Raw genomic sequence first — 13,442 nt, 5'->3', positions numbered from 1 at the left:
GCTTCGACGAAGAGCGGCGCCTGGCCAGCCGGCAGCAGACGGTCCCTGGTGCCCCAGACGACCAGCGTCGGATTGGCGATACGCGCCAGAAAGCGCCGCAGGTTGGGATGGCCCATGCCGAACGGCGCCAGCAGCCGGCCGAGCGTGTCGCCTTCGCGGACGCGGTCGGCGCCGAAGGCCTCGGCAAAGGCGGGGTCTGAGCCGTCCGGGAAATAGCGCAGCGCCACCGAGACGTCATGCGCCAGATAGGCCGGCAGCTCCTGCGGCGCGACCGCGCCCAGATCGGTGGCCGGATGCGCGGGGTCGTTGAGCCCGGCGGGAGCGATCAGCACCACCTTGTCGAAACGCTCGCGCGCAAGGCCGGCGAGCTCGGTCGCCATCCAGCCGCCCATGGAAAAGCCGATGAGATGAGGCTTCTCCGGCAGGTTCAGAACATCGAGCAGGTTCAGGTAGTGCAGAACCAGGTCGGACATCGCAGCGACATGCGGCGCCGGGCCAGAAAAGCCGAAGCCCGGATGGCTCGGGCAGAGCACGCGGAAGCGGTCGGCGAGGCCCTCCGCGAAGCCGAAGCCTTCAAGCGTCGAGGCGCCGTGCAGGAACAGCACGGGCTTGCCTCTACCGATGGCCTTCACCACCGTTTCCGTGCCGCCGATATCGTATTCGAGCGTTTCGAATTGAACGGCCATTTTCACTCTCCTCAAACAGGTGCGGCCTCAAACAAGGTCCGGCTGAATCAGCACTTTGCATTGCGTGGTGCGGCGGCGAAGGCTCTCGAATATCTGCGGAACTGGCGAGAGATCGATCCGGTCGGTGACCAGAGCTTGGGGTGCGAAAGGTCCGCCGCGCAGCGCATCGAGGGCGACGCCGAATTCGTTGCGCTGATGGAAGAAGACCGAGAACAGCAGGTTCACTTCCTTGGTCAGCGCAATGAACGGATCCCATTCGTCGCCGCCGATACACAAGCCGACGCCAACCACCGTGCCCTGCAGCCGCACCGCTTCGACCGCCGCGCCGATGAGGCCGCGCTTGCCGACGCATTCGAAGACAATGTCTGGCGCTCCGCCACAGAGATCGGCGAGGTTCTCGGTCAGCTTTTCGCCCGAAAGCGCGAAGCCGGTCGCGCCGAGAGCAAGCGCACGCTCGCGCTGATGGCCGTGGATGTCGGCCACCACGACACGCGACGCCCCCATCCGCCGCGCCCAGAAGGCGACGAGCAGTCCGATCGGCCCAGCGCCCAGGATGGCGACCCGATCCCCCGGCTTCATGCCCGAGCGGACGATGCAATGCAGAGCGACCGACAGTGGCTCGGCCAACGCACCATCCTCGAGCGCCACATCGCCGGGCAGGATGTGACACTGGCGTGCGGCCACGGTCGCGTATTGCGCATAGCCGCCGCCGATCAGCTCCATCTCGCGACAGCGCGCCGGATCGCCGCGCTCGCAGGCTTCGCAGTGTCCGCAACCGCGCATAGGCGCGACGGCGACACGGTCACCGATCCGAAGGCCTGTTGCCTCCGATCCGACCGCGACGATGTCCCCAGAGAATTCATGGCCGAGCACGAAGCCTGCCTCGATGCCGAAAGGCACGGGGTCCTCGGTGATATGCAGATCGCTGCCGCAGATGCCGCAGGCGGCGACACGCAAGACGACCTCGCCCGGTGCCGGCGTCGGGTCCGGCACCGTGCCGATCCGCAGCGGGACGCCGACCCTATCGAAGATGGCGGCTTTCATGAATCCTCCTCGTCAGCGGTTCGGGTCGACGAGCTTGCGTCGGATCGGGAACCATGGTGCATCCCACCGTTTCGAGATCAGGCCCCAGATGCCCGTCCGGGCGTAGAGCGCGACCAGAAGCGTCATCAGGCCGAGGACAACGAAATAAGTCGCGCCGTATTCGCCGAACCAGCGGTCCGCGATGAAGAAAATCAGGGATCCGATCAGAACGCCCTCGATGGAGCCGATTCCGCCGACCATGACGATGAAGATCGCGACGTTCGCCCACATCGGATCAAAGGCCGATCCCGGGGTGATGCGGAGCTGCGCCATGAAATAGATCGCCCCGGCAAGACCGCAGCCGACCGCCGACGCGACGTAGATCAGGAAGCGCAGCTTGACGACATTCACGCCCTGGCTCGCGGCCGCGACCGGATTGTCGCGCATGGCGATCAGCGCAAGGCCGAAGCGCGAGCGAAGCAGCCAATAGCTGCCGCCCAGCGTGACGAGCAGCATCCCCGCGCAGAGCAGCGACATGGCGACATTCCGCTCGAAGGCCGAATAGTCCTTCATCACGCGAAGCGACATGCCCGCGCCGGAATTGACGAGCGGCAGGTTCGAGGCGGTCAGCCGGAAGACCTCGGCCACCACCCATGTGCCGATCGAAAAATAGGGGCCATCCAGGCGATGCAGCAGCAGGTAGATCGGCACGGCCAGCGCGGCCGGCACCAGCAGCGAAAGGAAGACCGCCACAAACGGATTGATGCCGTAAGTCTGGGCCAACACGAAGAGCGCATAGCCGGCCGCTCCCATGAAGGCATGCTGACCCACCGAGACGAGGCCGGCATAGCCGGCGAGCAGGTTCCACAGCTGAGCGACGGCGATGTAGCAGCACAGCACCAGAATCGACCGGATCGTGCCGGTCGTGGCCCACCATGGCATGGCGGCGACACCGATCAGCGCCAGCACAGCCAGCGTCATCGCGATGCGACCGGACCGGGTCTGGCGTTGGACCAGGACCTGAGGCACCTCGGTTGCCACATAGGGGATCGCACTCATGACAATGCCTTTCCGAACAAGCCCTGCGGGCGGGTCGCCAGCACGATCAGGAAGACGATATGTCCGGCGAGCACGCCGAAGCCCGGATCCATGCGGAAGCCGATGGCCTGCGAGATGCCGAGCACCATCGAGCCGGCGAAGGCGCCCCATACCGTCCCCATGCCGCCGATGATCACCGCTTCGAAGGCGTAGATCAGCTGGGCAGGTCCGTCGGCCGGCGCGACGGTCGACCGCAACGCCTGGAAGACGGCTGCAAAGCCGAGGATGCCGACCGCTGCCGCTGTCGCCATCGCATAGACGGCGCGCGGATTGATGCCGGTCATCGCCGCTGCCTCGACATCGGCCGACGCGGCGCGGAGCGCCCGGCCGAAGCGCGTGCGCTTCAGAGTCAGGTCGAGGCCTCCTGTCAACCCCGTGGCGACGGCCAGCACGATCAGCGGCAGGAGGCCGACATAGATACCGCCGATCTCGATGGATTGACTCTCTATTCCATGGCCGGGCAACGATCGGCTGTTCGCGGACCATATCTGCAGCATCAGGTTCTGCAGCGCGATCGACAGTCCGAAGGTGGCGATCAGCGAGGGCAGCGGATCGCTGCCCACCACGCGGTTCAGCACGGCCTTCTGCAGCACCCAGCCCATCAGCACCGCGAGCGGCACCAGTAAGATCAGCACAGGCAGCGGTCCCAGACCCCAGGCCGTGGCTATCGAAATGCCTATCAGCGACAAAAGGATCACCAGATCGCCATGGCTGATGTTGACGATCCGCATGACGCCGAACATCAGCGCCATGCCGAGCGCATACTGGGCATACATGCCGCCCAGCAGGACCCCCTGCACCAAGGCGTCAAACCACTCCATGGCCCGCTCCAAAATAGGCTTTGCCGATCTGCTCGCGCGTGATTTCGGCGGACCTGCCGGTCAGGGTCACGCGCCCCTCCAGCATGCAGTAGAGGCGGTCCGTAGCGGTTCGAGCGAGGCCGACATCCTGCTCGACCACGATCATCGCCGTTCCGGTGGCGCGGATTTCGGGCAAGGCGGCATAGATCTCGCGGATCACCTTCGGCGCAAGACCAAGGCTGATCTCGTCGCAGAGCAGCACGCGCGGCTGGCAGAGCAGCGCGCGGCCGATCGCCACCATCTGCTGCTGCCCGCCCGAGAGGCTTTGCACCTGCGTGCGAGCCTTCTCCTTGAGGATCGGGAACAGCTGATGCAGACGCGGCAGCGTCCATCCGCCCTTGGCGCCCATGCGCGCAGCCTGGTCGATGGCGACGCGCAGATTGTCCTCGACCGACATGCCGGTGAAGAGCCGGCGGCCCTCCGGCACAATGGCGACGCCCTTCTGCACCATGCGGTCGGTGGCGGTGCCGCCAACAGCCTCGCCGTGCAGCAGCACCATCTCGCGCCCGACCGGGAGCAGGCCCATGATCGAACGCAGGAGCGTGGATTTTCCGGCCCCATTGGCGCCGATCAAGGCCACGGCCTCACCCTGGTGCAGCTCTATGTCGACGCCGTAGAGCGCCTGGAAATCGCCATAGCGGGCCAACAGCCCGTGGGTGGAAAGAACGGGCGTCATCCCTCGATCCCCATGTAGACGCGCTGGACCTCGGGCAGCGCAATCACTTCGGCGGGCACGCCTTCGGCGATCTTCTCGCCGAAGTTCAGCACCAACAGCCGGTCGGCCACCGCCAAGAGCGCGTGCAACACATGCTCGATCCACACAATGGTGATGCCGCGGTCGCGTATGCGGCGCACCAGCGCCACCAGCGCCTTCGATTCATCGTCGGTCAGCCCACCCGCGATCTCGTCCAACAGCAGCAGCTTCGGATCCGACGCCAGCGCGCGCGCCAGCTCCAGCCGCTTGCGATCGAGCAGAGTGAGCGCGCCGGCCGAGACATTGGCCTTGTCGGAGAGCTCGCAATCGCGCAGGACCTGGGCGCAGAAAGCATAGCTCTGCTTCTCGGATCGGCCGCCGCCGAAAGCGGCGGCGACCAGCAGGTTTTCGAAGGTGGTCATGCCGGAATAGGGACGCGGGATCTGATAGGTCCGCCCGATCCCCATCTGGCAGCGCCGGAAGGGCGGCTCGCCGCGAAGCGCGGTGTCGCCGAGCTGGATCTCGCCGCCGGACGTCTTCAAATCGCCGCTGATCATGTTGAACAGCGTCGTTTTGCCCGCCCCATTCGGGCCGAGGATGCCCAGCACCTCGCCCCGATGCACGTCGAAGCTCACCTCATGCAGGACGCGGACAGCGCCGAAGGACTTCGACACGCCGTGCGCTTTCAGCAGGATTTCCCTACCCATAACTCTGCCCGCGTTCCCGCTCATGTCACCAGGCGATCGGCTGGATAGCCTGCTGCGGCGCGAAGAGCTGATTGACAGTGTTGTCGACGATCTTCAGGTCATAAGGCCATTTCTCGCCCTTCACCCACTGGCCGCCGAAGATCGGCGTCTTGCAGATGTTCTTGTGGGGCGAGCCGTCGAACTTGATATGACCGACCAGCGTCTGCAGATCGGTAGCGACCAGAGCGTCACGATTGGCCGCACGGTCGAGCGGATTGGAAGAGCGCTTCAGTATGTCGAGGGCGACCTCGAGCAAGGCATGCGAATAGCCCAGCGGCTGCGTCCACTGGCGCTTCGTATCGGCTTCCCATTCGCTGGCGATGTCGCTGCTGACCTGGCCGGTCAGCGACGACTTGAACGGGAAGGCCGGGGTCCACCAGACCTCCGAGGACATGCCGTTGCCTAGAGGACCCATGGCCTCGACGCCACCCGGGAACAAGAGCGCCGCCGCCACCGTGACCGCCTTCGGCTTGAAGCCCTGCTGGTTGCACTGGGTGACGAAGGTCTTCAGATCGTCGGGATAGGTAATCCCGCCGATGATCTCGCAGCCCTGCTTCTTGAACTCGGCTATCTGTGCGGAAAAATCATTGGTGCGGGGCTGGAAATAGCCGGGCACCACGACCTCGTAGCCGGCCTTGCGGGTCGGCGCTGGCAAGCCATATTCGTCGTTGCCCCAGGTCTCGCCGTCGATGTTCTGGGGGAACAGCATCCCGACCTTCTTGTTGGTCTCCAGATGGTTCCAGAGCCCGACGAAGGTGTTCAACGCCTCGTCGAGGCCCCAGAAGAAATGATAGGTCCAGTCGAAGGTCTGCTTGCCGCCGCCGCGCGGCATGATCACCGCTTGCCAGGGAGCGCCCGAGGAAATGCAGGGCGTTTCATAAAGCTCGGCCTGCTCGGCCGCGGGCAGGATCGTGTCGGTGGTCGAGGCCGGCACGAGCAGATGCACCTCGTCGTTCAGGATCAGATTGCCGGCGATTTCCGATGCCTTGTTCGGATTGGACTGGCTGTCGCGGTCAAGAATCTCGATTTCGTAAGTATTGCCGTCGGCGCATTGCAGCTGGCCGCCGAGCAGGGCGCGGATCTTCTGCAAGGTGTAGCCATCCGTTTCACCAAACAGGGCGAGCGGTCCGGTCGTCGGGCTGAGATAGCCGAGCTTGATCTTTCCCGCCGTCGCGGCGCGCACATAGGCCGGCATGCCAAGCGTGCTGGCGGCAAGGCCGGCTCCAATCCCCTTCAGGACGCTTCGGCGGCTGGGCCGCAAGCCCGATTTCACCAGTCTGTTGTAGTAGCTCATCGTCGGTTCCTCCCTGGGTTAAGTTTCTCCGGCCCACGGGACCGGTCTCAGTTCAAAGCGGCTTCAGGTCATCCTCAGCAGTGAGCCGCCATCGATTACGATCAGCGAGCCCGTGACGTAGGACGCGGCCGGCGACGCCAGATAAAGCGCCAGGCCCTTGATCTCTTCCGGGTCGCCGATCCGACCGAGCAGCGACTGGGCCTCGAAGGCCTTGCGGTCCGCCGGATTGCGCAGCCGGCCGCCGGCGATGTTGGTGATGAACGGTCCGGGCAGGATGGCATTGATGCGGATGTTGTAGTCGCCAAGCTCCATCGCCATGTGGCGAACGAGATGGTTCACCGCGGCCTTGGCGGGCATGTAGGGCGTGCCCACGATGCTCTCGTTGATCAGCGATGCAATGGACGACGTGACGATGATCTGGCCGCCGCCATTCGGCTTCATATGCCGGACGGCATGCTTGATCGTGGTGTAGACCGAGGTCAGGTTGATCTCGATCACCTTGTCCCAGTGCTCGTCGGGCAGGTTCTCGATGGCGCCCTCGGGGTTCCTTTCGCCCGTCGGGGTGTTGAAGCCCGGCCCGGCATCGATCCCGGCATTGGCGAACACGACATCGATCGAGCCTGCCTTCCCGGCGACCTTGTCGAAGGCTGCGGCCATGGCCGCGCGGTCGCCGACATTGACAACCTGGCCCCAGACATCGCCACCCACCGCCCTGATCGCGGCCACGGTCGTGTCAAGCCCGGCAGGGTTCAGGTCGAAGATACAGACCTTCGCCCCGTGCTCGGCCATGATCTCGGCATAGGCCTGCCCGATGCCGCTGGCGCCCCCGGTGACGATCACCGACTTGCCTCTGACATCGAACATCTTTTCAAGTGCGGCCATCAGTTTCCTCCCTTGTGCGACAGCACGAAATCGAACTCCACGTCGTAGAACGGGGCCGCAACCTCGACCCTGGCGGCAGCTTCGGCGTCCTCGATCTTGCGGAATTCGGCGAGCAGGCTCTTCTTCACGCCGAAGACGGCATCTGAATCGATGTACGGGTCGTCCGGGTCGAAGATGTGCGTGGTCAGCGCTTCGAAGCCCGCGGCCTCGACGATGTAGTGGAGATGCGCCGGACGATTTGGGTGACGCCCCAGCGCGCCCAGCAGCTTGCCGACTGGGCCGTCGTCCGGGATCGGGTAGTATTTCGGCTTCACGCCGCGGAACCAGTAGCGCCCGTCCGCGCCGGTGCGGAAGACGCCGCGCAGGTTGAAGTCGGGCTGGATGCCCTTCTGCTGCACGTCGTAGAAGCCCTCGTCATTGGCCTGCCAGACGTCGATCTTGGCGCCTGCGATCGGGTTGCCCTCGGTATCGAGGATGTGGCCATGCACGAACATGGGCTCGCCCTTCTGGTCGAGGCAGATGTTGGAGCCCATCGGCAGTTCGGGGGCGTCGGCGACGTGGAAGGGTCCCAGCACCGTCGATTCCGAGGCGCCCGACGGCTTGCGGTTGTTGATCGCATCGACCAGCATCGAGACACCGAGAACATCCGACAGCAGGATGTATTCCTGCCGCCACTCGTTGCAGATCTGGCCTGTCTGCGTCAGGAACATGATCGCGCCGAACCATTCCTCCTGTGTCGGCTCGATCTCCTTCACCGCCTCGTGCAGCTTGCGGGTGATGACCTCCATCACCTCTTTGAGCCGCTCGTCCTTGGCGTTCCTGTTGCGCGCCACCACGACCTCGGCCGAGTTCGCTTCGGTGAAATAGCCGGATTCGTGTTCGTCGATCATGCGATCCTCCTCAGCGCGCCAGAACGGATTTCAAGACCCGGCGCAGTTCGGCCGCCGGATCGGCCGCCAGCGTTTCGGAACGCCAGGAGACATGATGGTCGGGACGAACGATCAGGCAGCCGGTGTCGCGGATCTCCCGTGCGCCGGCCCAGTCGCCGGTATGATCCTCGATCGCGCGGCGCGGGCCGATCACATGGCTGCGGATCGGCAGACCGAGCTCCGCGCCCACCGTCTCCGCCGCTGCGACCCACGCCTCGCCGCCAATGCCGGTCAACAGCGTGAACTCGCCATGCCCGCAAAGATCGAGCGTCGAGACTTTCCTGCCGGAGCGCTCGAAGACCCAGACATGCGGCAAGCGCGCACCGGGCCACGTTGTCGGCGCATAATGCAGCTCGCGATCCTTCTCGAAAGGCGGCTCGCCCTGGCCGTCGGTCACCACCGCGCCGGAGGCATAGCGCTGGTTCATCTCGACGCCATGGGCGTCGAACTCGTACTTCTTGAAGGCGATGGCCTTGCGGAGCGCCTCGCGCTGCGCTTCGGCGACGGGCGTCGCATCGGCGCGAGCCTCCATGTTCCTGTGGATCTTGTCGTGATCCACGCCGCCGTCCATGCCGAGCGCCTCGAAGATCGGTCCGAATTCGGCGATGGACTGGTTCGCCCGTGTCACGATCTGGCGCGCGATCGGTGCGCGCTCGGCCGAGAAGCTGTCCAGAAGCCCGACCCCCGCCTGCCCCTTGACGACCTTGGCAAGCTTCCAGGCGAGGTTGAACCCGTCCTGGATCGATGTGTTCGAGCCGAGCCCGTTCGAGGGCGGATGCCGGTGCGCGGCATCGCCCATGATGAACACCCGCCCCTTCTGCATGTGCGTGGCGAAGCAGTTGTTCACGGTCCAGGTGTTGGCGCCCAGGAGCTCGATCTCGAGCGCGGGATCTCCGACCAGTTGACGCGCGACGCTGGTGGCCAGTTCCGGCGTCACTTCAGGCGGCGGCTGGTTGATGTCGTAACCCCAGACGATCAGCCATTCGTCCCACGGCCGCACCATGCGCACGAGACCCATGCCGATGCCGCCGACGTCGGCGCCGGGCTGCATGACCCAGTAGAGGACGCTCGGCCGGTGGGCGACATATTTCGAAAGATCGGCCCTGAACAGGATGTTCATCGAGCCGCCGACGCCCATCTTGCCCTCGAGCGGCAGGCCCAGATGCTCGGCCACCAGCGAGTTGCCGCCGTCGGCGCCGACGAGGAACTTCGACCGCACGGTGAAATCCTTGCCCGACAGTCGATCGTGGCAGGTCGTCGTCACGCCGTCCGCATCCTGGACATGGCTGACATATTCCGTGCTCATGCGGGCCTGCGTGCCGCGGGCGCAGGCCGACTTGAACAGGATCGGCTCCATGAAGGTCTGCGGCAGATCGTTCATGAAGCAGGGAGACGACAGGAGATGTTCGGCCTTGGAGAGCGGATGGACGCCCCAGCTCTTCATGCGGCCGATCTCCTCGCCGGCCAGGCTTTCGCAGAACACGTTCTCGCCCATCAGCTCCTGCGGGGAGGCGTGCATCATGGCCTCGGCCTCTACCTCCGGCCCAAGGTCTCGCAGCACTTCCATCGTGCGCTGGTTGGTGATGTGGGCACGCGGCGTGTTCGACAACCAGCGATAGCGATTGACGATCATGTTGGCGACGCCGTAGCTGGACAGCAGCGCGGCGGTGGCCGAGCCGGCCGGGCCAGTGCCGACGATCAGCACGTCGGTTTCGATATCCGCCATCAAATTCCTCCCTCGATCTTCGGACCGGTCAGCCTGCGGCGAACCGGAAACAGGTGCAGGCCCTTGCGGGACGCGATCAGGCCCCACAGCCCCTTTGGTGCAAAAAGCATTACGACGACGGCGATGAGGCCGAGCGTCATCAAGTACCAGCTGCCGTAGTCGGCCAGCGCCGAGCGCAGCGCAAAGAAGACCAGCACACCGAGGATCGGCCCCTCGATGGTGCCGATGCCGCCGATGACGACTATGAAGATGACGTTGGCGGTCCAGTCGGTGACGGCAAAGGCCGCTCCCGGCGAGATGCGGGCCGTCTGCAGAAAGATCAGCGCGCCGGTCAGCCCGGTGGCGGCCGCGGCGATCAGAAAGACCGCCCATCTGAGCCGGCCGGTATCGACGCCGACCGATTGCGCCGCGTCGACATTGTCGCGCACCGCCGCCAGCGCCAGCCCGAGGCGATTGCGCAGCAGCCAATAGATGCCGCCGGTCACAGCTACGACCAACGCCAAAGCCAGCCAGTAGGCCAGGACGTCGCGTGCCGCGGCCTCGCGGACGCCGAACAGCGCCCTGATCGCATCGGTGCCCAGGATGCTGCTCGTCGCCTCGCGCGGCAGCGAAGTGCCGGTGCCGCCGCCGAGCGCCTTCCACTGCGCGACCAGCAGGCGCGTCACTTCAGCGATCACCCAGGTGCCGACGGCGAAATAGGCGCCCTGCAAACGGAATGCGAAGAAGGCCGTCGGAACCGCCAGCACCAGCGCCGCAAGCCCCCCCAGTGGGATCGCCAGGACCGGATTCCAGCCAAGCAGGATCACGCCGGCGAACATCGCGTAGGCGCCGATGCCGACGAAGGCCTGCTGACCCACCGAGACCAGGCCGCCATAGCCCGCCAGAAGGTTCCATATCTGCGCCAGCGTCAGCATCGTGAGGATGAAGAACAAATCCTGTATAACGCCCCGCGAGGCCACGGCAGGCAGCGCGAGCGCGGCGACGATGACGATCGGCACCGTGATCGCGGTTACGGTTCCGGCGCGGGTGCGGGTTGTCAGTCGATACATGCCGCCCCTCAATCCACTGCGCGCGGAAAAAGCCCGCGCGGTTTGAGCAGCATCACGGCCAGGAAGGCGATGTGGCCGGCCAGGATCTGCCATTCCGGATTGAGCGCGGCACCAAACGTCTGCGCCACGCCGATGATGATCCCGCCCGCGAGCGTTCCCCATAGGCTGCCGAGGCCGCCGATGATCACCGCCTCGAAGGCATAGATCAGCCGCGCCGGCCCGATCGAAGGATCGAAGTTTGCCCGGATGCCGAGATAGAGGGCCGCCAGAGTCACCACGACCATGGCGATCCCGGTGGCGATCGCGAAAATCCGCTTCGGCTCTATCCCCATCAGCCCCGCCGTCACGGCGTCGTCCGAGGTGGCGCGGAAGGCACGGCCGAGCGCTGTGTGGTAAAAGAGCCCGTTCAGGGCAATGATCATCACGATCGCCGAGGCAAAGGTCATCAGCGGCATGATCCCCACCGTGACCAGCCCGAGATCGAGCGATGCCCTTTCCAACGCGCCCACCGGAATACGGCGGCTGTCGGCGGAGAAGGCCTCGAGCAGGCCGTTCTGCAGGGCGACCGACAGGCCGAAGGTGACCAAAAGCGGCGGCAGGATGTCCTTGCCCAGTACGCGGTTCAGCACGGCGGCCTGCAGCAGCCAGCCGAGCGCAAACATCGCCGGCATGGCGACCAGGGCAGCGATCCAGGGCGACAGGCCGAGCAGCGTGACGCCCATCAAAACCAGATAGGCGGCAAGAATGATGAGGTCGCCATGGGCGAGATTCACCAGCCGCATGATGCCGAAGACGAGGCTCAATCCCGCTGCAAACAGGGCATAGAGCCCGCCCAGCAGAATCCCCTGCACGAGAGTGTCCAGCCAGATCATCGCCGCGCCACCTCGATCAGGCCATGAGAGCGCTGTGCGAGCAGATGACGGAATCTCGGATCCCTGGTCATGACGCCACCCCGAAATAGGCAGAATGGATGTCTTCGCGCGTGACCTCGGCCGTCCTGGCGGCCAGCGTGACGCGACCCTCCATCATGCAGTAGACGCGGTCGGCGACCGCCAACGCCTTGCCGATATCCTGCTCCACCAGCACGATCGCGGCGCCGCTTTCGCGGATCCTGGGAAGGGCTGCGTAGATGTCGCGGATGACGACGGGCGCGAGGCCGAGGCTGATCTCGTCGCAGAGCAGCAATTGGGGGTTCGACATCAGCGCCCGGCCGATCGCCACCATCTGCTGCTGGCCGCCCGAGAGCGCGGGGCCGGGGCTCTTGCGCCGCTCGCGCAGGATCGGAAAAAGGTCATAGACGGCGTCGAGGTTCCACGGCCCCGGCACCTTGCGCGCCTGCCCGCCGACCAGCAGGTTTTCCTCGACGGTGAGCGAAGGGAACAGTCGGCGCCCCTCCGGCACCATGGCGATGCCGCGTTTCATGATCTGGGCCGAAGACAGCGCGCCGATCGGCTCGCCCCTGTGCAGCACCATGCCGGGCTCGTTGCCGATCACGCCCGTGATCGAGCGCATCAGCGTGGATTTCCCGGCGCCATTGGCGCCGATGATCGCCACGCATTCGCCCGCGGCCACGCTGATATCCACACCGAACAGCGCCCGGAACTGGCCGTAATTCGCGGTGAGGCCACGCGTTTCCAGCATCAGACCTCGAGCCCCAGATAGATTTCGCGAACCGCCTTCGAGGCCATGATCTCATCAGGCGCACCGATCCCGATCACACGCCCGAAATCCAGCACGAGAAGCCGCTCTACCACCGAATTCAGGGCGTGCAGCACATGCTCGATCCAGATGATTGTCGTGCCCCTGGCGTGGATCGCCTTGATTGTCGCGACCAGGGCCTTGCATTCGCCCTCCGTCAGACCGCCGGCGATCTCGTCCAGAAGCAGAAGCTCAGGGCCTGTCGCCAGGGCGCGGGCGAGTTCGAGGCGCTTGCGGTCGAGAAGGCTCAGCGAGCCGGCCACGAAATTGGCCTTCCTGAGAAGCTCCGTCTCCTCGAGGATACCAGCGCAATCGTCGACCATCTCGGCCTCGCGTCCGCCGCGGCCGAAGGCGGCAGCGGTCAAGAGATTTTCGAACACGGTCAGCCCCTCGAAAGGCTGCGGAATCTGGAAGCTGCGGCCAACGCCCATGCGCACCCGCTCCATCGCCGGAGCACGGGTCACGTCGCGGCCGAGCAATTCGATGCGACCCTCATTTGCAAACAAGTTTCCGGTGATCAGGTTGAAGAGCGTCGATTTTCCCGCGCCGTTCGGGCCGATAATGCCCAGCGCTTCGCCGCGCGGCACGCTGACGGTCACGGAATCCGCAACCTTCAGGGCGCCAAAGGACTTCGAAACGTTTTCCAGCCTGAGTATCATCACTGTCATCCTTGGGTCGCGCCGAACGAGGGCGGCGGTATCAGCCGCCCTCGTTCGGCGCGACCCAAGGATGACAGTGATGATACTCAGGCTGGAAA

At 65.2% G+C, this 13,442-nt stretch carries 14 protein-coding genes; all 14 read right to left on the bottom strand.

Going from position 1 to position 13,442, the window contains the following annotated elements:
- The coding region (locus EN749_RS18205; RefSeq protein ID WP_128363644.1) for an alpha/beta fold hydrolase at positions 1 to 686 on the bottom strand (686 nt) is incomplete at its 3' end.
- A 27-nt stretch (positions 687 to 713) separates the two neighbouring features.
- Complete coding sequence (locus EN749_RS18200; protein ID WP_128287377.1) at positions 714 to 1,730, bottom strand: alcohol dehydrogenase catalytic domain-containing protein; 1,017 nt, start codon at positions 1,728 to 1,730, stop codon at positions 714 to 716.
- Positions 1,731 to 1,742: 12 nt separating this feature from the next.
- Positions 1,743 to 2,768, bottom strand: a complete 1,026-nt coding sequence (locus EN749_RS18195; RefSeq protein WP_127811176.1) for a branched-chain amino acid ABC transporter permease — start codon at positions 2,766 to 2,768, stop codon at positions 1,743 to 1,745.
- Entirely contained in the window at positions 2,765 to 3,628 is an 864-nt protein-coding gene (locus EN749_RS18190) for a branched-chain amino acid ABC transporter permease (protein ID WP_127811177.1), read from the bottom strand. Before EN749_RS18190 ends, EN749_RS18195 begins: the two co-directional genes overlap by 4 nt.
- The gene (locus tag EN749_RS18185; RefSeq protein WP_127396228.1) at positions 3,615 to 4,343 is read right to left on the bottom strand and encodes an ABC transporter ATP-binding protein; all 729 of its coding nucleotides are present in this window, start codon (positions 4,341 to 4,343) and stop codon (positions 3,615 to 3,617) included. Before EN749_RS18185 ends, EN749_RS18190 begins: the two co-directional genes overlap by 14 nt.
- Positions 4,340 to 5,068 carry an ABC transporter ATP-binding protein gene (locus EN749_RS18180; protein WP_127396229.1) on the bottom strand — a complete coding sequence of 243 codons (729 nt, stop codon included), beginning with the start codon at positions 5,066 to 5,068 and terminating at the stop codon, positions 4,340 to 4,342. Before EN749_RS18180 ends, EN749_RS18185 begins: the two co-directional genes overlap by 4 nt.
- 25 nt (positions 5,069 to 5,093) lie before the next feature.
- Positions 5,094 to 6,401: an ABC transporter substrate-binding protein gene (locus tag EN749_RS18175; RefSeq protein WP_127396230.1), complete on the bottom strand. Its 1,308-nt coding sequence runs from the start codon at positions 6,399 to 6,401 to the stop codon at positions 5,094 to 5,096.
- 63 nt (positions 6,402 to 6,464) lie between these two features.
- Entirely contained in the window at positions 6,465 to 7,283 is an 819-nt protein-coding gene (locus EN749_RS18170; protein ID WP_128287380.1) for an SDR family NAD(P)-dependent oxidoreductase, read from the bottom strand.
- Positions 7,283 to 8,173 carry an intradiol ring-cleavage dioxygenase gene (locus EN749_RS18165; RefSeq protein WP_128287381.1) on the bottom strand — a complete coding sequence of 297 codons (891 nt, stop codon included), beginning with the start codon at positions 8,171 to 8,173 and terminating at the stop codon, positions 7,283 to 7,285. Before EN749_RS18165 ends, EN749_RS18170 begins: the two co-directional genes overlap by 1 nt.
- Before the next feature lie 10 nt (positions 8,174 to 8,183).
- The gene (locus EN749_RS18160) at positions 8,184 to 9,938 is read right to left on the bottom strand and encodes an FAD-dependent monooxygenase (RefSeq protein ID WP_127811180.1); all 1,755 of its coding nucleotides are present in this window, start codon (positions 9,936 to 9,938) and stop codon (positions 8,184 to 8,186) included.
- The gene (locus tag EN749_RS18155; RefSeq protein WP_128363643.1) at positions 9,938 to 10,987 is read right to left on the bottom strand and encodes a branched-chain amino acid ABC transporter permease; all 1,050 of its coding nucleotides are present in this window, start codon (positions 10,985 to 10,987) and stop codon (positions 9,938 to 9,940) included. The genes EN749_RS18160 and EN749_RS18155 overlap by 1 nt, the downstream gene beginning before the upstream one ends.
- A gap of 8 nt (positions 10,988 to 10,995) precedes the next feature.
- Positions 10,996 to 11,859 (bottom strand): branched-chain amino acid ABC transporter permease, encoded by an 864-nt coding sequence (locus EN749_RS18150; RefSeq protein ID WP_128363642.1) that lies wholly within the window; start codon positions 11,857 to 11,859, stop codon positions 10,996 to 10,998.
- A gap of 67 nt (positions 11,860 to 11,926) precedes the next feature.
- A complete protein-coding gene (locus EN749_RS18145; RefSeq protein ID WP_128363641.1) occupies positions 11,927 to 12,628 on the bottom strand; it encodes an ABC transporter ATP-binding protein in 702 nt (233 codons plus the stop codon).
- Positions 12,628 to 13,344, bottom strand: coding sequence for an ABC transporter ATP-binding protein (locus tag EN749_RS18140; protein ID WP_127266437.1), 717 nt, complete (start codon positions 13,342 to 13,344; stop codon positions 12,628 to 12,630). Before EN749_RS18140 ends, EN749_RS18145 begins: the two co-directional genes overlap by 1 nt.
- Positions 13,345 to 13,442: the final 98 nt, after the last annotated feature.

Origin of the sequence: Mesorhizobium sp. M7A.F.Ca.ET.027.02.1.1, from assembly GCF_004022985.1 — a bacterium.
In the GTDB taxonomy this organism is placed as follows: Bacteria; Pseudomonadota; Alphaproteobacteria; order Rhizobiales; family Rhizobiaceae; genus Mesorhizobium.
Note: the sequence above shows the minus strand (reverse complement) of the source record. Positions and strands in the feature narration are given on the sequence as shown.